Origin of the sequence: Roseburia sp. AM51-8, assembly GCF_003478275.1 — a bacterium.
Lineage (GTDB): Bacteria > Bacillota > Clostridia > Lachnospirales > Lachnospiraceae > Pararoseburia > Pararoseburia lenta.
In genome coordinates, this window is sequence record NZ_QUEY01000001.1 from 439,423 (window position 1) to 460,366 (window position 20,944).

Genomic DNA, 20,944 nt, shown 5'->3' on the forward strand with positions numbered 1-20,944 from the left:
AGGACATGACAATGGCTATTACAGCAGCTATGGTTAAGGAACTGCGCGAACTTACAGGCGCAGGTATGATGGATTGTAAGAAGGCACTTGGCGAGACTGATGGCGACATGGACGCTGCAGTAGAGTACCTTGCAAAGAAAGGTCTTGCAAAGGCTGAGAAGAAGGCTGGTCGTATCGCAGCAGAAGGTATCGTTGCATTAAAGGTATCTGATGATGCAAAGAAGGCAGTCGCCGTAGAAGTAAACTCTGAGACAGACTTCGTTGCTAAGAACGAGAAGTTCCAGAACTATGTAGCACAGGTTGCTGCGCAGGCAATGGATACAAAGGCTACAGATATCGAAGGATTTCTGGCTGAGACATGGTCTCTTGATACAACAAAGACTGTAAACGAAGAACTTGCAAGCCAGATTGCTGTTATCGGCGAGAACTTAAAGATTCGTCGTTTCGCTCAGGTAGAAGAGAACAACGGTTTTGTTGCTGACTATGTTCACATGGGTGGTAAGATTGGTGTTCTTGTTGACGTTGAGACAGACGTTATCAACGATGCTGTAAAGGAAATGGCTAGAAACCTTGCTATGCAGGTTGCAGCATTAAATCCTAAGTACACAGACAGATCTGAAGTAAGTGATGAATATCTTGCTCACGAAGAAGAGATCCTTCGTGCACAGATCGCTAACGATCCTAAGGAGTCTCAGAAGCCTGAGAAGGTTATCGAAGGTATGATCAAGGGACGTATCAACAAGGAATTAAAAGAAGTTGTACTTCTTGATCAGGTATATGTTAAGGCTGAAGATGGCAAGCAGATCGTTTCTAAGTATGTAGATGAAGTTGCTAAGGCTAACAACGCTAACATCAAGATCAAAGGATTTGTTCGTTTTGAGACAGGCGAAGGAATCGAGAAGAAGGAAGAAGATTTTGCTGCAGAAGTTGCTGCACAGATGAACGCATAATCGGATCTTTTCTTAAATATTGAAATGATTTTAACCCTTACGAATGGTGGTGACACGGTTCGTAGGGGTTATTTTTATGTGGGTTAAATATTCAGAAAATAATATTGAACAGAGCATACTTTTGCCATGCAAAGAAAATATCATAAAGAAGATATATGGAAAATATCTGAAAAATAGTACTTACAAAATTTTTGGCAGATATGGTACAAAGCGAGCATGATCCTTCTATTTTGTGCTATAATAAAATAATTATTGCAGACATAAGATAAGCAAGGAGGAAAAACACATGCCGGTGTTTGATTTTGTAGATAAACCAAAGGAAGACAAAAAGAGCCAATGTACCTATACGGTCTTTTCATCCAATGAACCGTACGCGGATGAAAAGCATCCGATCCTGATCCTCGATCATAGCAGACAGGAGTGGAAGCATCATTCCAACGGTACGTTTCTGAACCAGAATACGCAGACAGCCTTTGCCTTTGATGTGGATGGGATGACGATAAATGCAGATATTCTGCGCGTGGATGCCCGTTTTGTAAGCCTTTTAAAATGGCTGGGAGAAAACCACATTCAGGTGCAGTTATCGGGAGTCAATACGACCGTGGGCTATGCAGTTTACCGCATCCGCGAAATGGCTTTTGGTGGTGGCACCAAGTTATCTGCGGAGGACGGTTTTTTACAGTTTATGATGGAGAGGCTTTTTGCAAGTCAGGCACCGGTAGATCTGACTGAGGATGATGAGATGGATGAGTCCGGGGATGATATGAAACTGACCAGCATCCAGAGCATCACGGATTTTATGACCTGTGCGGGCAAGACCCTGCCGGATCATATCCGGCTTTGGGCAAGGAGAAATCTGGCAGTTGCCAAATCCCATGAAGTCTCACCAGAGGAGCGCAGACACGCGCAGCGCGCTCTTTCCATTATGATGAATATTCAATGGAAGAACCAATATTTTGAAGCCATCGATCCGGTAGAAGCCAGACGTATTCTGGATGAAGAATTGTATGGGATGGAGCGGGTAAAACAAAGAATTATCGAGACGATCATCCAGATCAACCGTACCCATACACTGCCTGCCTATGGGTTGCTTCTGATCGGACCGGCAGGTACGGGAAAATCCCAGATCGCCTATGCTGTGGCAAGGATCCTTCGCATGCCTTGGACGACACTGGATATGTCTTCCATCAATGATCCGGAGCAGTTGACCGGAAGTTCCCGCATTTATGCCAACGCAAAACCGGGTATCATCATGGATGCTTTTTCCATGGCAGGAGAATCCAATCTGGTCTTTATCATCAACGAGTTGGATAAGGCGGCATCCGGCAAGGGTAACGGCAATCCGGCAGATGTGCTTTTGACCCTTTTGGATAATCTGGCTTTACCGACAATTACATGGAATGTATGATCCCGACCAATGGCGTCTATCCGATCGCAACGGCAAACGACAAAGATCAGATCAGTGCACCATTGATGTCGCGCTTTGCCGTGATCGAGATCCCGGACTACACCGACGAAGAAAAGAAGATCATTTTCTCACGTTTTGCACTGCCAAAAGTATTAAAGCGTATCGGCATGCGGCAGGAGGAATGTGTCTTGTCTGAGGAAGCACTGGATAAGGTGATCGAACTTTACGCCAATACCTCAGGTATTCGTGATCTGGAACAGGCGGCAGAACATATCGCCGCAAATGCTCTGTATCAGATTGAGGTGGATCAGAAGAAGCAGGTCGTCTTTGACCCGCTTATGATCGAAAAATTATTAGGTTAGGAATAAGAAAAGATGGATAGATTTTCTGCAATCGTTACCCGGATGGATGATGCCATCTGGAGTATGCTTTTGGTGGCACTGTGTCTGGGCGTGGGGCTCTTTTTATCATTGCGCATGCGTTTTCCACAACTGCGCCTTTTAAAAGAGATGGGCCGTGTCCTTAAAAACGGCGAGGAAGACGGAAATGGCATCACGCCTTTTCAGGCATTTGCAACCACTGTTGGAGCAAGAGTAGGGATGGGAAATATTGCCGGTGTTGCATCGGCAATTTTTTATGGCGGTCCGGGCGCGATCTTCTGGATGTGGATCATTGCCATTATCGGCGCGGCATCTGCATTTACGGAATCGACGCTGGCGCAGGCATATAAAGTGCGCCATGCCGGTGGTGAGTTTGTCGGCGGTCCGGCATATTACATAGAACGTGGCTTAAAATGCAAGCCTTATGCCATTCTTTTTGCCGTGGTCGCATTCTTGGGACCGGGCGTTTTGATGCCGGGAGTCCAGATCAACTCTCTGGTAACGGTTTTTGAGGAGGCTTTTTCGGTTGATAAAGTCATTGTCGGTGTCATCTGCTGTATTGTGCTTGCGATTGTTGTCTTTGGCAGTATCAAGCGCATTGCAAAGATCGCAGAACTTTTGGCACCCCTGATGTGCGCCATCTATATGGGGCTTGCCATCGTCATTCTGGGCATGAATATCACAAGGGTTCCGGTAACCTTTGCCATGATCTTTCAGTCAGCCTTTGGTTTACAGCCTTTGTTTGGCGGTATCCTGGGATCAGCTATTGCCTGGGGTGTCAAGCGCGGCATTTATTCCAATGAGGCGGGTATGGGCTGTGGCGCCATCGTATCGGCAGCGGCAGAGTGTTCCCACCCGGCAAAGCAGGGATTGGTGCAGGCATTTTCCATCTATGTAGATACCCTTCTGGTCGGTACATCTACGGCACTGATCATCCTTTTGACCGGTACTTATGATGTGACGGACGGCGCGGGAAACCTGCTCTTAGACCAGACCGGAGGCATAGAGGCTGGAATCAAGTGGACCCAGCACGCCCTGATGTCTTCTTATGGTTCCTGGAGCGGTAAACTTTTAGCGGTTATTATCGTTTTGTTTGTCTTTACCTCCATGACAGGCTATTGTTACCAGGCTGAGGCGAATATCCGTTATCTGACCGGGGGCAACGAGCGTGCCATCACCTTATGCCGCATGATCTTTGTGCTGGCATCCTTTATGGGCTGTCTGGTCAGCGCAGATGCCATGTGGGCGTTGGGAGATATCGGTTATGGACTGATGGCATGGGCAAATATCATTGCCATTTTATTGTTATCCAAACAGGCTTCTGCCATTTTAAAAGATTACGAAGTGCAAAAAAAAGAGAAAAAGCGCCCGGTATTTGACCCGGCAAAATTTGGTATTTCCGATGACAGCGGGGCATGGGCGAAAGAAAAGTAGGAGAAAAGATGAATTTTTTTGTAGTTTTACAACAGATGCTGGCATTGTTTGCCATGATCTTTATCGGATTTTATGCATATAAGGTGCACTGGGTGACGCAGGATACGTCCGACCGTTTGTCAAAGTTACTGGTCAACATCCTAAATCCTGCACTCTTGATCAATGGCGTCTTAGATAAGACAGTCGTGGCAAAAAAAGACCTCTTGCTGGAAAATCTTTTCTATATCTTCCTTTATTTTGTGCTTTTGATCGGACTTTCTTTTCCAATCGCTAAAGTCTTGCGGGTGGGGAAGATGGAAAATCGTTACCAGTTGATGCTGATCTTTTCTAATGTAGGATTTATGGGCATTCCGGTGTTACGTTCCATTTTTGGAAATGGCTGTGTGATCTATATCACCTTTTATATCCTGATCTATAATATTTTAATCTATACGCTGGGGATCGCCTTTGCCCAGAGAAGTCTGCCCAAAGAGGAGCGGAAAAATGCAGTCAAAGAGATGATCAATCCGGGGACGGTCTCTGCTGTTTTTGCCATACTGATTTTTGTATTCCATCCAAACATCCCGCAGGGAGCCGTGACCTTCTTTGATTATGTCGGCAATGCGTGATTCCGTTTTCCATGATCATCATTGGCATATCCATTGCGCAGATGCCTTGGAAAGAGATCTTCGGGCATGTAAAACTTTATATTTTTAGTGCTATCAAACTTTTGGTCATCCCAATTCTTTGTGCCATTCTGCTGCGCCCACTCAAGAGGGATACCATGCTCTTTGTTATCTTTATCCTTATGCTTGCCATGCCGTCGGGCAGTATTATTGCCATGATCGTCCGGGAATATGGCGGAAAGACAGAAGAAGAGGACATATGCAGCAAGGGCGTTTTGATGACGACACTTTTTTCCATCATTACCATTCCAATCGTGGTGCTTTTTCTTTAAAAGATCAAAAAATATCGGTCAGTTCTCAAATGAGATGCGACTGATATTTTTTTAATTGTCGAAAATAGACGAAAAATGTAGAAATTATGCAGAATCAGTATATACATCCTGGAAAATTATGATAGAATAAACGTGAAATATTATATATTTTTACGGAGGAAGTCTCTATGAAGTTTAAGAAGATCGGGACAAAAATGTTAGTTGTTATTTTGCCGGTTGTGATTCTGGCAATGCTTCTTTTGACAGCCGTCATCGGTTTTTCCAGTCGTGATATCATAAACGACCAGATCGACAGCAGGATGCAGGAGGAGTTGTCTGCGCAGAGCGGCGTCATGGGCGAAGATCTGCACACAGTTTCTTCTATGGCACAGTCGATCTCTCGTGTGGTAGCGACTACCTACCAGACGACATCGATGGATACCTATGAGAAGATGTTAGGAGAACTGATTCAGGACAATGATATGGTATCCGGCAGTGGACTCTGGTTTGAGCCTTATGCTTATCAGGCAGATGCTGAGTATATGGGACCTTATGTATATAAGGATGGCGACCAGTTGGCGACGACCTATGATTACAGCAATGCGGAATACAATTATTTCGCCCAGGAATATTACGAACTTGCCAAGGCGTCTACCGAACCGGTATTTACCGATCCTTATTATGATGAAACTTCTGATAGTATTATGTCGACCTGTGCGATGCCGATCTTAGTCAATGATCAGTTTATCGGCTGTGTGACCGTAGATATCCAGTTGGATGCGATCACGACATTGATTGACAATATAAAAGTAGGCGATGCAGGCAGGGGCATGCTCCTTACCGCAGAGGGTGTCTATATCGGCGGTGCAGCGGGTGACAAGATTCAGAATAGCGTTGTGATCACAGAGGACAAGGATGCGCCGGCACTGGCAAAGGCAGCAGAAAAGATCTTAGCCGGTGATAGTGGAGAGACAAGTTATAAAGGCAGTGACGGACAGATCAATCTGTATTATTCCCGTGTGGATGCTACAGGATGGATACTGATTATCACTATGCCGAACGCTGAACTGACCCAGCCGATCATGCAGCTTTTGGCAAAACTGTTTGGTATCTGTATTGTTGCCCTGATCGTGGTAGCCCTGGTTATTATTTTCAGTGTTAATTCCATTTCCAAGGGACTGAACCGTGTCAAAGCCTTTGCGGGATCTTTGGCAGAAGGTGACTTTACCGTGGATCCGATACAGGTAAAGACCCAGGATGAACTTGGCGTCATGAGCGGCTCTTTGAATGCCATGTATGACAGCAACAAAGACGTAATCAGCAATATTGCGGAGCATGCGACAGATATTGACGAAGCAAGTACGAAATTGCGTAGTGCTACGACTGAATTATCCGAGAACTTTGCAGAGATCAAGAAGAATATAGAAGAAGTCAACAATGCGATGATGACGACCAGTGCTGCGACAGAGGAAGTCAATGCTTCTACCGAAGAAGTGCTTTCTAATGTCAATCTTTTGAACGAAGAGACGCAGAACAGTACGGCAATGGCACAGGAGATCCGCGGACGTGCCAAAGAGGTCGGCGAGACCAGCCGCAAGTCCTTTGAGTCAGCAAGCACATTGGCAAAGCAATTTGAAGAACGTCTGGCTGAGAGTATTGAGAATGCAAAGGTTGTCAGCAGTATCGAGGAAATGGCAAATGTCATTTCTGAAATTGCAGAGCAGATCAACCTCTTATCCTTAAATGCATCTATTGAAGCAGCCCGCGCCGGAGAGGCAGGTAAGGGATTTGCCGTCGTTGCATCAGAGATCGGATCTTTGGCAACCAGCACGGCAGAGGCTGTCGGACAGATCCAGAATACGATCTCACAGGTACAGAATGCCTTTGATTCCCTGACCAAGGATGCACAAAATATGCTGGGCTTTGTGGTAAATGATGTTACACCGGATTACAGCAATTTTGTAGAGGTGGCAAAGCAATACGGCGAGGATGCAGCATCCATCGAACGTACGGCAGAAAATATCTCCAATATGTCAGACAATATCAAGCAGATCATGCAGGAGGTCACTGCCGCAGTACAGAGCATTGCAGAAGCGACGCAGGATACCACAGAGGTCAGCGGCAATATGACGGAAAAGGTTGTAGTTGTGGCAGATCATGTGGACAATGTTTCTGAGATGGCAGAGAAAGAGGATGTCATCGCAAGAGAACTGACTGGCGTAGTCAGCAGGTTCAAACTGGAAGAAAAAGAAGACGGAGAAAACTAATATGAGCGAACAGGAACATAAAGTCCTGAAAGAGCAAAGGAATCGCAGAAAGCGTGTGCAACATATCAGAATAGGGATCATTACCGTGATCTCTGTCTGGATGATCCTTTCGATCGTGATCACCTGTATTCTTTGCGCCAAGGTTGTATCACTGCAAAAGCAGATCAACATCCTGACCGGGGACTACGATTCGTCCACGGCAGTATCAGCCAAGGTCAACCAGAGTGCATCGGATACGGCAGATATAAAACTGACCCAGAATACATCAGACAAAGAAAATTTGGCGACTGCAGAAGATCTGCATAAGGTCTATCTGACCTTTGATGACGGACCAAGTGATAATACCAATGCAATTTTGGATGTTCTGGATGACTATAACGTCAAGGCAACCTTTTTTGTGACAGGCAAAGAAGACGAGGCATCAAAGGCAGCCTACAAGCGTATCGTAGACGAGGGACATACGATCGCTATGCATTCTTATTCACACAAATACAGTGATATTTATGCATCCAAGGAGGCCTTTCAAAATGACTTTGAGCGCATCCAGAATCTGATCTATGACACGACTGGAGTGGAGTGCAGATATTACAGATTTCCGGGTGGCAGCAGCAATAAAGTCAGCAATACCGATATGTCAGAATTTATTTCTTATCTGAATGATCAGGGGATTACTTATTTCGACTGGAATGTTTCCAGCGGTGATGCAACATCACATGCATTTACTGCAGATGAATTAGTTGAAAATGTCATGTCGGATGTGGTAAAATACAAAACGTCGGTTGTTTTATTACATGATGCAACAGCAAAGACAACAACGGTACAGGCTTTACCGGCAATGATTGAGGCATTACAGCAATCCGGAGCCATGCTTTTACCGATTGATGAGGATACAACGGTCATACAACATGTCAGTATCCAACAATAATATACGGAGGAATGAAAATGGGATTTTTCAAGGATTTTAAGGATGACTTTTCAGAGGCAGTCAACGATCTTGTCCCTGGAGCAGAGGAATTAGATACAGAAGACACTGCAACAGATACATTGGATGAAGAGATCGATGTGCAATCCGAATTGTCAAAACTGGACGGTTTATTGGAGCAGGTTACAAAGAGAGTAGACGGCACACCGGAAGAGGCGGCACCGGCTACAGCAAAACAAGAAAACACAGTGGAGGATACAGTGACAATGGAAACAAGAGAAGTAGTAAATGAGCCAGTTCGCGAGGTGACACCAGCAGTCAATGTGACACCAAATCCGGTCGTAGCACCGAGCACACCTGTTGATGATGAGACAGCAGTGATCACCGCAGGCATGACCATCAAGGGTGATATCGAGTCTACCGGTTCTGTAGATGTCCAGGGTGGCATCGAAGGCAACATTACCTGCAACGGCAAGTTGGTTGTTACCGGTGTCGTTCATGGAAACAGCACATCTTCTGAGTTCTTTGCAGATGCAGCCAAGATCGAGGGAGAGGTCAATACATCCGGTACAGCCAAGATCGGTGTTGGTTCTGTTATCATTGGCAATATCACAGCAACATCAGCCGTTATCGCCGGAGCCGTAAAGGGTGATATCGATGTGCAGGGACCGGTTGTTGTAGATACTTCCGCAGTTGTTATGGGTAATATCAAGTCACGTTCTGTTCAGATCAACAATGGTGCTGTTATCGAAGGTTTCTGTTCACAGTGCTATGCAGATGTTGATGTAGAAGGCTTGTTTGCATAAGAGATAAGAAGGTAGAACGATGAAGAGAGTTTTATTAAAATTAAGTGGCGAAGCCTTAGCAGGTGAGAAGAAGACTGGATTTGATGAGGCAACCTGTATTCAGGTGGCCAAGCAGGTCAAGCAGTTGGTAGATGCCGGTACAGAAGTCGGTATCGTGATCGGTGGCGGTAATTTCTGGCGTGGACGTACTTCAGAGACGATCGACCGTACCAAGGCAGACCAGATCGGTATGCTTGCAACGATCATGAACTGTATCTATGTATCTGAGATCTTCCGTTATGTTGGGATGGATACCGAGGTACTGACACCATTTACCTGTGGTGCTTTTACAACCTTGTTTTCTAAGGATGCAGCCAATGCATGCTTCAAAGCAGGAAAGGTAGCATTTTTTGCAGGTGGTACGGGACATCCGTATTTCTCTACAGATACAGCGACCGTTTTGCGTGCGATCGAGATCGAGGCAGATGTGATTCTGCTTGCAAAGGCAGTGGATGGTGTGTATGACAGTGATCCAAAGACCAATCCAAATGCCAAGCGTTATGATGTCCTGCCGATTCAGGATGTGATCGACCAGAAACTTGCAGTGTAGATCTGACGGCTTCTATCATGTGTATGGAAAATAAAATGCCAATGTATGTTTTTGCATTACAGGAAGAAAATAGTATTGTAAAAGCAATCTCGGGCGACTTTAACGGCACAAAAGTGACCGTATAATGGAGGATAATGATGGACGAAAAATTAAAAGTATTTGAAGATAAGATGCAAAAGTCTTACAACAATTTGCTTGAGGAGTACACCACCATTCGTGCTGGTAGAGCCAATCCTCATGTTTTAGACAAGGTCGTAGTTGACTATTACGGTGCACCAACACCATTACAGCAGGTGGCAAATATCAGTGTGCCGGAAGCACGTATGATCCAGATCCAGCCTTGGGAGTCTTCTTTGTTAAAGGATATTGAGAAGGCGATCTTAGTTGCAGATCTTGGACTGAACCCGACCAACGATGGTAAGGTCATCCGTCTGGTATTCCCGGAACTGACAGAGGAACGTCGTAAGGAATTGGCAAAGGATGTCAAGAAGCATGGCGAAAATGCCAAGGTTGCTATCCGCAATATCCGTAGAGATGCAAATGATTCCTTTAAGAAATATGGCAAGGAAGCAGATGTGTCTGAAGATGAAGTAAAAGAATTGGAAAATCAGGCACAAAAGCTTACAGACAAGTATATTGCTGAAGTGGACAAGGCCATTGAGGCTAAGACACAGGAGATCTTAACGGTATAGTCTTTTGACGAAAAGGGGACACTTGCGTAAGTGTCCTTTTTTTACAAGCAGAAAGGAGACAATATGAGTGTTCCAAGACATGTTGCCATTATTTTAGATGGAAATGGCAGATGGGCAAAGGCGAAAGGTCTGCCGAGGACGGCAGGACACACCGCAGGAGCAAAAAATGTAGAGGTTGTCTGCGAGGAAGCATACAATATGGGAATCGAGTACCTGACTCTCTATGCGTTTTCGACAGAGAACTGGAACCGCTCCAAGGAAGAGGTTACAGCCCTGATGAATCTGCTGAACCAGTATTTGAAGAACTGTTTAAAGACAGCAAAGAAGAATAATATGCGTATCCGCGTGATCGGGGATATTTCAAGACTCGATCCATCCATGCAGGAAAAGATCTGCCTTTTGGAAAAAGAATCCGCATCCTATACCGGACTCAACCTGACCATCGCTATCAATTACGGTAGCCGGGATGAGATCGTCCGTGGCATCAAGCGGATGTATCAGGATGTAGAAGAACATAAATTAGATGCTGATGCCATTAGTGAGGATACTGTCAGCAAATATCTGGATACCGCGGACCTGCCGGACCCGGATCTGATGATCCGCACCAGTGGAGAGCAGCGCTTATCCAATTACTTATTGTGGCAGTTAGCGTATGCAGAATTCTATTTTACTCCGGTCGCATGGCCGGATTTCCATGGAGAGGAATTAAGAAAAGCTGTGGAAGCATATGAAAATAGAGATCGAAGATATGGAAAGGTTTAAGAGGTTTTACAATGTTTAAGACTAGATTGATCAGTGGTATCGTATTGGTTGCGATCGCCCTGGTAGTAATTATCACAGGGGGCAATGTCCTGCTTTCTGTTATGGGGATCATTTCCCTCATTGGTATGTTTGAGTTATACCGTGTATTTCAAATGGAAAAGTCATTGGCGGCAGTCGTTGGCTATCTGGCAGCCATTGCTTTTTATCTGAATTTATATTTTGGCTTTTTTACGGATCCTATGATCCTGCCTATGCTGTTTTTGATCCTGCTTTTGGCGGTCTATGTGTTCTCTTACCCCAAATATAAGGCAGATCAGATCATGGCTTGTTTTTTCGCCCTGTTTTATGTGGCAATGATGCTTTCCTTTATTTACCAGACCAGAATGTTGGACGGTGGAGAGTATCTGGTATGGCTGATCTTTCTCTGTTCCTGGGGAAGTGATACCTGTGCTTACTGTGTGGGTATGCTTTTCGGAAAGCACAAGATGTCACCGGTCTTAAGCCCGAAGAAATCTGTAGAAGGTGCCGTGGGCGGTGTGGTTGGAGCCGCACTTTTAACTGCACTTTATGTATCGATCTTCCGCAGCCAACTCGGCATTACGATAACAGAAGTCTGGCTCTTGGCAGGCGTTTCTGCCATTGGAGCGTTGATTTCTATGGTGGGAGATCTGGCGGCTTCTGCGATCAAACGTAATTACGATATCAAGGACTATGGAAAACTGATCCCGGGACATGGCGGTATTTTGGATCGTTTTGACAGCGTGATCATTACCGCACCGATCATATTCTTTTTAGCATCAAGAGTTTTGTAGGAGAAGATAAGATGAAAAATATTGCAATTCTTGGTTCCACGGGTTCGATCGGAACTCAGACACTGGATATTGTAGATCAAAATAAAGAAGACTTACAGGTGGTAGCCCTTGCGGCTGGCAGCAATATTACTTTACTGGAAAAGCAGGCGAGAAAGTATCGGCCGACTTTGGTTGCGGTCTGGGACCAGGCGTGTGCCAAAGAATTAAAAGAAAATTTAAAGGACACAGAGATCTCTGTTGTATCCGGCATGGACGGACTTTTGGCAGTAGCGACTCATCCGGCATCCGAGATCTTAGTGACGGCTATCGTTGGCATGCTTGGCATCCGTCCGACGATCGCGGCGATCGAGGCAGGAAAGGATATTGCACTTGCCAATAAAGAGACCCTGGTAACGGCTGGTCATATTATTATGCCTTTGGCAAAAAAATGCGGAGTATCTATTCTGCCGGTCGACAGTGAACACAGTGCCATTTTCCAGTCTTTGCAGGGCAATGCACACAATAAGATCAAAAAGATCTTACTGACAGCATCCGGCGGACCTTTCCGTGGAAAGACATACGAGGAATTGGAACATGTGACATTAGAAGATGCCCTAAAGCACCCGAATTGGAGCATGGGAAAGAAGATCACCATTGATTCTGCAACCATGGTCAACAAGGGACTGGAGGTCATGGAGGCAAAGTGGCTCTTTGGTGTAAAGCCTTCCCAGATCGAGGTCGTCGTACATCCGCAGAGTATTTTACATTCCGCAGTCATGTATGAAGATGGCGCTGTGATCGGACAGATGGGAACACCGGATATGCGACTTCCAATTCTTTATGCATTATTTTATCCAAATCGTCGTATGCTTTATGCAGAGGAACTGGATCTTTTCAAGGTAGGCAGTCTGACTTTTGAAAGACCGGATCGCGAGACATTTTATGGTCTGTCCCTTGCATATGATGCATTAGATGCCGGCGGCAATGTGCCGACTGTCTTTAATGCGGCAAATGAGCGTGCAGTAGCCAAGTTCCTGGACGGCAAGATCTCCTTTATCGAGATACCGGAGATCATTGCAGCCAGCATGGAAGAAATTTACTACAAGGAAGATCCGACCTTGGAGGAGATCTTAGATACAGAAGCAGCAACCTATGAATATATAGAGAGTCGGTGGTAAATTGAGTATTATTCTTGCAATTATCATTTTTAGTTTTATCATAATATTTCATGAATTGGGGCATTTTCTGGTTGCCAAGAAATGCGATGTCAAGGTCAATGAATTCTGTCTGGGACTTGGACCGACACTCCTTCATTTTACCAAGGGAGAGACAACATACTCCTTAAAACTTCTGCCTTTTGGCGGAGCCTGTATGATGGAGGGTGAGGACGAGGACAGTCAGGATGACCGTGCTTTTAACCATAAGCCCCTTTGGCAGAGGGCGGCGATCGTAGCGGCAGGACCTTTCTTTAACTTTATTCTGGCATATGTTCTGTCTGTTATTTTGATCGGGGCTATCGGCTATGATGTGCCGAAACTTGCCGGTGTCATGGAAGGCTCATCCGCAGAAGAAGAGGGACTTGCGGCTGGAGATACCATTCTTGCGCTGGACGGTTACCGTGTTCATTTCTATCAGGAGATCAGTGTTTATTCCTTTTTTCATCCGGGAAAGACCATGGATGTGACTTATGAAAGAGACGGTAAGGAATATAGTGTTCAGGTAACTCCGCAGTATAACGAGGAAGCGGGCAGATACCTCTTGGGCTTACAGGGGGACTACACCAGGATCAAGGGCAACATACCGACGACACTTGCCTATGGATTTTACGAGATGAAATACCAGATCTATGCGACTTTTGAGAGTCTGAAAATGCTGGTGACAGGGCAGTTATCTGTAAATGATATGTCCGGTCCGGTTGGGATCGTCAAGACGATCGGCGATACCTATGACGAGTCCGTATCTTCCGGTGCTTTTTATGTTGCCATGAATATGATCAATATTGCCATCCTCTTATCCGCCAATCTGGGCGTGATGAACCTTCTCCCGATCCCGGCACTGGATGGCGGACGGCTTCTCTTCTTTTTGATCGAGGCTATCCGGGGCAGGCAGATGAATGAGGAGATCGAGGGAAGGATCCATCTAGTCGGCTTTATGCTGCTTATGGTATTGATGGTCGTCGTCATGTTTAACGATATTCAGAAATTGTTCGTCTAGGAGGTTTTTGCTATGGAGCGAAAGATAACAAAAGAGATCCATATTGGAGATCGTGTGATCGGTGGAGGCAATCCGATCCTGATCCAGTCTATGACCAATACAAAAACAGAAGATGTCGATGCAACAGTCGCACAGATCCGGCAGTTGACACAGGCGGGCTGTGATATTATCCGTTGTGCTGTTCCGACTATGGAAGCGGCATGTGCTTTGGAAGAAATAAAAAAGCAGGTGGAGATCCCGGTCGTTGCAGACATTCATTTTGACTATCGTCTTGCGATCGCAGCCATGGAGCATGGTGCGGACAAGATCCGTATCAATCCAGGCAACATAGGGTCACTGGATCGTATCAAGGCAGTCGTGGATGTGGCAAAAGAGCGCAACATCCCGATTCGTGTTGGGGTAAACAGTGGTTCCCTGGAAAAAGAACTGGTAGAAAAATACCACGGCGTTACGGCGGAAGGCATTGTGGAGAGCGCACTGGATAAGGTGCATATCATCGAGGATCTGGCTATGATAATCTGGTCATCAGCATCAAATCATCTGATGTTCTCATGTGTGTCAAGGCACATGAACTGATCTCCAGCCAGACGGATTATCCGCTCCATGTCGGTATCACGGAATCGGGGACACTGACCAGTGGCAACATCAAGTCATCGATCGGTCTGGGACTGATCTTACACCAGGGCATTGGCGATACCATCCGCGTTTCTCTGACCGGAGATCCGATCGAGGAGATCAAGTCTGCCAAGTTGATCCTGCGCACTCTGGGGCTGCGCAAGGGCGGCATTGAGGTCGTATCCTGTCCGACTTGTGGACGTACACAGATCGATCTGATCGGACTGGCGAACCGCGTAGAAAATCTTGTGGCAGGTTATCCTTTGGATATCAAGGTTGCCGTCATGGGCTGTGTGGTCAACGGACCGGGCGAGGCAAAAGAGGCAGACCTTGGCGTTGCGGGGGGCATTGGCGAAGGCCTTTTGATCAAACATGGTCAGGTAGTCAAGAAAATGCCGGAAGAAGAATTACTCCCGGCATTAAAATACGAATTAGATCATTGGGGCGAGTAGCCCCTTAGTTGGAGTGAAGCAGATTGGATAAAAGTTTTCAGGAAGTTTTTCCATCCTTACAATTAGATAATGACTTAATGCAGATCATGCAGGGAGCAATGATTCAGAAGGTAAGTACGAACCGGGACAGAAGTGCCATTCGTATTTACCTTCATTGTGATTCCCTTGTTCCCAAGCGCCGTATCTGGAAGATGGAAGATGCGATCAAGAAACAGTGCTTTGCAAAAGAAAATGTAACGATACATATCATAGAGTCTTTTTCATTATCTGCATTATATACGCCGGAAAAATTATACGATATTTATAAGGACAGTATTTTAGAGGAGATCAATGCCTATAGTGCCCTTTTATTTGGCGTATTCAAAAAAGCGGATTTTACCTTTTCAGAGGATCATCTTCTGGTCACTCTGGAAGATACGGTCATTGCACATGGCTATGAGCAGGAACTGCACGATATCTTAGATAAGATCTTTTGTCAGCGCTGCGGGCAGAAACTCATCATTGATTTTTCCTATAAAGAACCGGTTGCAAGCAAGTATCGTGAAAATTCACAGATACTGATCGACAACCAGATCGCGGAGATTACAAGACAAAACCGCATGCGCCAGCAGCAGAAGGAACTGCTGAATGCAGAGGAAGGCGAGCAGGATACCGGCAGCGAGAAGCCAGCCAGTCCTGCCGGCAAAGATGTCGGAAACGAAAAGAAGTCCTTTGGCAAAGGCGGCGGCAGACGCGGTGGCTTTGCAGCGAAAAAATCAAACAATCCGGATGTTATTTATGGACGTGAATTTGATGATGAACCGATTCCAATTCAAGAGATTTCCGGTGAGATCGGCGAGGTAACCATCCGCGGACAGATCATCAGTTTTGAAAGTCGAGAGATCCGCAATGAGCGTACTATTTTAATGTTTGCCATCACGGACTTTACGGATACGATCGTCAGCAAGATCTTTGTGGCAAATGATCAGGTGGACGAGGTCTGTCAGGGAATCAAGAACGGTGCTTTTATCAAGTTAAAAGGCGCACCGATGATCGATAAATTTGACCATGACCTTACCATGAGTTCGGTCTTTGGCATTATGCGTATCCCGGACTTTACGACTTCCCGTCATGATCATGCCCCGGATAAGCGTGTAGAGTTACACTGTCATACCAAGATGAGTGATATGGATGGGGTATCGGATGTCAAGGATATCATCAAGCGGGCAGCCGGTTGGGGACATCAGGCGATCGCAATTACCGACCATGGAGCCGTACAGGCTTTCCCGGATGCAGACCATACCGTGCATGATCTGGATACGGACTTCAAGGTGATCTATGGCTGTGAGATCTATCTGGTGGATGATACCAAGGGTATTGTGACGGATTCCAAGAACCAGAGTCTGGATGATACCTATGTGTCTTTGACTTGGAGACGACAGGATTTCATGCAAAAAATAATAACATCATAGAGATCGGAGCGGTCAAGGTCGTTGGCGGGCAGATCACGGAACGTTTTTCCGAGTTTGTCAATCCGAAAGAACCAATTCCTTTCCGTATTACCGAACTGACCAGCATCCGTGATGAGGATGTCATTGATGCGGAGGATATTACAAAGATCCTGCCACGTTTTATGGATTTTTGCAAGGGTGCTATCATGGTTGCCCATAATGCAGACTTTGATATGAGTTTTATCAAGGCAAATTGCGAACGACTGGGACTGCCATGTGACTTTACCTATGTGGATACGGTGGCTCTGGCGCGTTATCTGCTTCCGTCACTCAGCAAGTTCAAACTGGACAATGTGGCAAAGGCAGTGGGTGTATCTTTGGAACACCATCATAGGGCAGTAGATGATGCGGGCTGTACCGCAGAGATCTACGTCAAGTTCTTGGAAATGTTAAAAGACCGTGGCTTTGAGACACTGGATGATGTCAACAAGGACGGTATGGCATCTGATGAGACCATCCGCAAGATGCCGTCTTACCACTGTATCGTCTTAGCAAAAAATGACATTGGACGTATCAATCTCTATCGTTTGATCTCCATGTCACACTTACAGTATTATTACAGAAGACCAAAGATCCCAAAGAGCCAGTTGCAGAAATATCGGGAGGGTCTGATCATCGGCTCGGCATGTGAGGCGGGAGAATTATACCGCGCCATCCTAAACAGCCGACCGGAAGAAGAGATCACGCGTATCGTGAATTTCTATGATTATCTGGAGATCCAGCCGCTCGGAAACAATGCCTTTATGCTCCGTAAGGATGACGGACTGATCAAGAGCGAAGAAGACCTGCGCAATATCAACCGCAGGATTGTCTCCTTAGGAGAAATCTTTAAAAAGCCGGTTGTTGCGACCTGTGATGTGCATTTTCTGGATCCGCAGGATGAAGTATATCGCCGTATCATTATGGCGGGCAAGGGCTTTTCGGATGCCGACGATCAGGCACCTTTGTATCTGCGTACTACCGAGGAGATGTTGGAGGAGTTTTCCTATCTTGGTTCTGCCAAGGCGGAGGAAGTCGTTATCACCAACACCAACCGGATCGCCGATATGTGTGAGCCGATCTCGCCGGTGCGACCGGACAAATGTCCACCGGTCATTGAAAACTCAGACGGCATGCTGAGAAAGATCTGCTATGATAGGGCGCATGCGCTCTATGGCGATGATCTGCCGCCTGTCGTAGAAGAGAGACTGGAAAGAGAACTCAAATCCATCATCGGCAATGGTTATGCCGTGATGTATATCATCGCACAGAAACTGGTGTGGAAGTCCAATGAGGACGGCTATCTGGTAGGTTCCCGTGGATCGGTAGGATCTTCCTTTGTCGCCACCATGGCAGGTATTACCGAGGTAAATCCGCTCAGTCCGCATTATCTGTGTGAATATTGTCATTTTGTTGATTTTGATTCCGAAGAGGTCAAGGCTTATTCCGGGCGTGCAGGTTGTGATATGCCGGACCGCAAGTGTCCGGTCTGTGGCAAGGATCTGAAAAAAGAGGGATTTGATATTCCGTTTGAAACTTTCCTGGGATTCAAGGGAAATAAGGAGCCGGATATCGATCTGAACTTCTCCGGGGATTATCAGTCAAAGGCGCATAAATACACCGAGGTTATCTTTGGGGAAGGCCAGACCTTTAAGGCGGGTACGATCGGTACGCTTGCTGATAAGACCGCTTTTGGTTACATCAAGAATTATTATGAAGAACGTGGCATACACAAGAGAAATTGTGAGATCGACCGTATCGTACAGGGTTGTGTGGGCGTGCGAAGAACGACCGGACAGCATCCGGGCGGTATCATCGTACTTCCGGTAGGAGAGGACATTTTTTCCTTTACACCGGTCCAGCACCCGGCAAACGATATGACATCCGACATCATTACGACCCACTTTGATTATCACTCCATCGATGCCAACCTTTTGAAACTGGATATTCTGGGACACGATGATCCGACCATGATCCGTATGTTGGAAGATCTGACCGGACTGCATGCGCAGGAGATTCCGCTGGATGATAAGACGGTCATGTCACTCTTTAAAAATACCTCAGCCCTTGGGGTCACACCGGAGGAGTTGAACGGCTGTCCGATGGGAACGCTGGGTATCCCTGAGTTTGGTACCGATTTTGCCATGGGGATGCTCCGGGATGCAAAGCCGCAGGAGTTTACGGATCTGATCCGTATTTCCGGCTTGTCCCATGGTACGGACGTATGGCTGGGTAATGCCCAGACTTTGATCGAAAATGGTACGGCTACGATTTCTACCTGTATCTGTACGCGTGATGATATCATGACCTATTTGATCCATATGGGACTGGATAGTGCGGAAGCCTTTGATATCATGGAAAAGACCAGAAAGGGTATCATTGCCAAGGGCAAATGCAAGCAGTGGCCGGAGTGGAAACAGGATATGCTGGATCATGGCGTGCCGGAATGGTACACCTGGTCCTGTGAAAAGATCAAATATATGTTCCCGAAGGCACATGCGGCGGCATACGTTATGATGGCATGGCGTATCGCCTATTGTAAGGTCTTTTATCCCCTGGCTTACTACGCGGCATTCTTTAGTATCCGCGCGACATCCTTCAGTTATGAACTCATGTGTCAGGGCAAGGATAAACTGGAATTTTATATTGCAGAATACAAGAAAAAAGACAAGTTGTCGGCAAAAGAAGAAGGAACTCTCCGTGATATGCGTATCGTACAGGAAATGTATGCGCGAGGTTTTGAATTTTTACCACTGGATCTGTATAAGTCAGATGCCAGATATTTCCAGATCGTCGACGGTAAATTATTACCGCCTTTCAACTCGATCGACGGCATGGGAGACAAGGCGGCAGAGTCGCTTGCCATTGCAGCCAGTGGCGGCAAGTTCTTATCCAAGGATGACCTGCGGGAGCGTGGCAAGGTAAGTAAATCGATCATTGAACTTTTATCCGATCTGGATATTATTTCGGATCTGCCGGAATCCAACCAGTTATCCTTCTTCGACTTTACGGCGTAGGATGAAGCAGTTTAGGAAATTCCACGGATTTTCCTATTTATAAAAAGAGATGATTATGAGAGGAATTACATGAAAGATTTAAGTGAGATCCGATGTGATATTGACGCGATTGACCGTCAGATCGTATCGTTGTATGTACAGAGAATGGGACTTGCTGCGGAAGTGGCAGAATACAAGATCGCTAACCATAAAAATGTCTATGACAAGGCACGCGAGGATGACAAATTAAAGACCTTGGCGGGGCTGGTGCCGGATGAATTTTTAAAGCAGGGCGTGGTCGAACTTTTTGAACAGATCATGTCGACCAGCCGCAAAAAGCAATACCAGATGTTAGCGGAAGCAGGACAGATCGAGCCGTTGGGATTTCGGGCGATCGATGCTCTGGATGCCAAGGATAAGCGGATCGTTTATCAGGGAGTCGAAGGGGCTTATGCCCAGATGGCAATGCAACAGTTCTTTGGCAAGGAATGTCCGGGTGAGGCAGTAGCGACCTGGCGGGATGCTATGGAGGCGATCCAGAGCGGATACGTGGATTATGCGGTCCTGCCGATCGAAAACTCATCCGCCGGTATTGTGGCGGAAAATTATGATCTTTTGATGGAATATGACGTGACGATCGTGGGCGAGCAGATCATTAAGATCGACCATGCACTCTTAGGTGTCAAGGGGGCAAAGATCGAGGATATTACCGTGGTATATTCCCATCCACAAGCCCTGATGCAGTGTGCGGACTATCTGGATGACCATGCAAAAATGGAGCGCAAGGCATTGAAGAATACAGCCCTTGCAGCCCAGAAGGTCAAAGAGGACGGTCTGAAAAACCAGGCTGCCATTGCAGGCATACATAATGCCGGTATTTATGATCTGGATGTTTTAGACCAAGCCATTCAGGATAATAAAGAAAATGAGACACGCTTTATCATTGTGGCAAAGGATAAGACCTATCTGCAATCTGCGGATAAGGTCAGCCTGTGCTTTGCACTCCCGGATGATGAGGCTGGTGCCTTGTATCGCATCATGTCACATTTTATCTTTAATGGGATCAACCTGACCCGTATCGAATCCCGTCCGAGCAAGGGCGGCTCCTGGGGCTACCAATTCTTTATCGATTTTGAGGGGAATCTGAGACAGGAAGCGGTCGTCAATGCTCTGCGGGGCTTAAAGGAGGAGACATCTTCTTTCCGCATTTTGGGAAATTACCAGTCTTTTGCAAAGGGAAATTAGATTTTTTAAAAATTTTATGGGGATTTTACATGGATA

At 46.2% G+C, this 20,944-nt stretch carries 13 protein-coding genes and 4 pseudogenes; all 17 read left to right on the forward strand.

The genetic code is table 11. The features are described from left to right. The first annotated feature begins 11 nt into the window (after positions 1-11). On the forward strand, positions 12-950 hold the full coding sequence (gene tsf / locus DW996_RS02195; protein WP_118281098.1) for a translation elongation factor Ts: 939 nt from the start codon (positions 12-14) through the stop codon (positions 948-950). Between the two features lie 286 nt (positions 951-1,236). Further along, positions 1,237-2,720, forward strand: a pseudogene (locus DW996_RS02200) (AAA family ATPase). A gap of 12 nt (positions 2,721-2,732) precedes the next feature. After that, entirely contained in the window at positions 2,733-4,172 is a 1,440-nt protein-coding gene (locus tag DW996_RS02205) for an alanine/glycine:cation symporter family protein (RefSeq protein ID WP_118534735.1), read from the forward strand. A gap of 8 nt (positions 4,173-4,180) precedes the next feature. Further along, positions 4,181-4,780, forward strand: a complete 600-nt coding sequence (locus tag DW996_RS02210; RefSeq protein ID WP_158575164.1) for an AEC family transporter — start codon at positions 4,181-4,183, stop codon at positions 4,778-4,780. An 11-nt stretch (positions 4,781-4,791) separates the two neighbouring features. Next, a complete protein-coding gene (locus DW996_RS02215) occupies positions 4,792-5,109 on the forward strand; it encodes an AEC family transporter (protein ID WP_147403515.1) in 318 nt (105 codons plus the stop codon). A gap of 167 nt (positions 5,110-5,276) precedes the next feature. Further along, positions 5,277-7,355, forward strand: coding sequence for a methyl-accepting chemotaxis protein (locus DW996_RS02220; RefSeq protein WP_118534738.1), 2,079 nt, complete (start codon positions 5,277-5,279; stop codon positions 7,353-7,355). Position 7,356: 1 nt separating this feature from the next. Further along, entirely contained in the window at positions 7,357-8,280 is a 924-nt protein-coding gene (locus tag DW996_RS02225) for a polysaccharide deacetylase family protein (RefSeq protein WP_118534739.1), read from the forward strand. A 17-nt stretch (positions 8,281-8,297) separates the two neighbouring features. After that, on the forward strand, positions 8,298-9,083 hold the full coding sequence (locus DW996_RS02230; protein WP_118534740.1) for a polymer-forming cytoskeletal protein: 786 nt from the start codon (positions 8,298-8,300) through the stop codon (positions 9,081-9,083). Between the two features lie 19 nt (positions 9,084-9,102). After that, positions 9,103-9,797: pseudogene (pyrH, locus tag DW996_RS02235) on the forward strand (UMP kinase). Between the two features lie 12 nt (positions 9,798-9,809). Further along, on the forward strand, positions 9,810-10,364 hold the full coding sequence (frr, locus tag DW996_RS02240; protein ID WP_118534741.1) for a ribosome recycling factor: 555 nt from the start codon (positions 9,810-9,812) through the stop codon (positions 10,362-10,364). 30 nt (positions 10,365-10,394) lie between these two features. Further along, a complete protein-coding gene (locus tag DW996_RS02245) occupies positions 10,395-11,126 on the forward strand; it encodes an isoprenyl transferase (protein ID WP_256386587.1) in 732 nt (243 codons plus the stop codon). Between the two features lie 11 nt (positions 11,127-11,137). Continuing rightward, positions 11,138-11,938, forward strand: coding sequence for a phosphatidate cytidylyltransferase (locus DW996_RS02250; protein ID WP_118534742.1), 801 nt, complete (start codon positions 11,138-11,140; stop codon positions 11,936-11,938). Between the two features lie 11 nt (positions 11,939-11,949). Next, the gene (gene dxr, locus DW996_RS02255) at positions 11,950-13,095 is read left to right on the forward strand and encodes a 1-deoxy-D-xylulose-5-phosphate reductoisomerase (RefSeq protein WP_118534743.1); all 1,146 of its coding nucleotides are present in this window, start codon (positions 11,950-11,952) and stop codon (positions 13,093-13,095) included. Position 13,096: 1 nt separating this feature from the next. Then, positions 13,097-14,131, forward strand: a complete 1,035-nt coding sequence (rseP, locus tag DW996_RS02260; protein WP_118281110.1) for an RIP metalloprotease RseP — start codon at positions 13,097-13,099, stop codon at positions 14,129-14,131. A gap of 12 nt (positions 14,132-14,143) precedes the next feature. Then, positions 14,144-15,198 (forward strand): annotated as a pseudogene (ispG, locus tag DW996_RS02265) (flavodoxin-dependent (E)-4-hydroxy-3-methylbut-2-enyl-diphosphate synthase). A 23-nt stretch (positions 15,199-15,221) separates the two neighbouring features. Further along, a pseudogene (locus tag DW996_RS02270) lies at positions 15,222-19,684 on the forward strand (PolC-type DNA polymerase III). Between the two features lie 69 nt (positions 19,685-19,753). After that, the gene (gene pheA / locus DW996_RS02275; RefSeq protein WP_118534744.1) at positions 19,754-20,908 is read left to right on the forward strand and encodes a prephenate dehydratase; all 1,155 of its coding nucleotides are present in this window, start codon (positions 19,754-19,756) and stop codon (positions 20,906-20,908) included. Positions 20,909-20,944 lie beyond the last annotated feature (36 nt).

Coding starts and splice junctions, on each gene's coding strand:
- pheA (WP_118534744.1), top strand. CDS start 19,754: ATGAAAGATTTAAGTGAGATCCGATGTGATATTGACGCGATTGACCGT.
- DW996_RS02230 (WP_118534740.1), top strand. CDS start 8,298: ATGGGATTTTTCAAGGATTTTAAGGATGACTTTTCAGAGGCAGTCAAC.
- DW996_RS02225 (WP_118534739.1), top strand. CDS start 7,357: ATGAGCGAACAGGAACATAAAGTCCTGAAAGAGCAAAGGAATCGCAGA.
- frr (WP_118534741.1), top strand. CDS start 9,810: ATGGACGAAAAATTAAAAGTATTTGAAGATAAGATGCAAAAGTCTTAC.
- DW996_RS02210 (WP_158575164.1), top strand. CDS start 4,181: ATGAATTTTTTTGTAGTTTTACAACAGATGCTGGCATTGTTTGCCATG.
- DW996_RS02250 (WP_118534742.1), top strand. CDS start 11,138: ATGTTTAAGACTAGATTGATCAGTGGTATCGTATTGGTTGCGATCGCC.
- tsf (WP_118281098.1), top strand. CDS start 12: ATGGCTATTACAGCAGCTATGGTTAAGGAACTGCGCGAACTTACAGGC.
- DW996_RS02220 (WP_118534738.1), top strand. CDS start 5,277: ATGAAGTTTAAGAAGATCGGGACAAAAATGTTAGTTGTTATTTTGCCG.
- DW996_RS02215 (WP_147403515.1), top strand. CDS start 4,792: ATGATCATCATTGGCATATCCATTGCGCAGATGCCTTGGAAAGAGATC.
- dxr (WP_118534743.1), top strand. CDS start 11,950: ATGAAAAATATTGCAATTCTTGGTTCCACGGGTTCGATCGGAACTCAG.
- DW996_RS02205 (WP_118534735.1), top strand. CDS start 2,733: ATGGATAGATTTTCTGCAATCGTTACCCGGATGGATGATGCCATCTGG.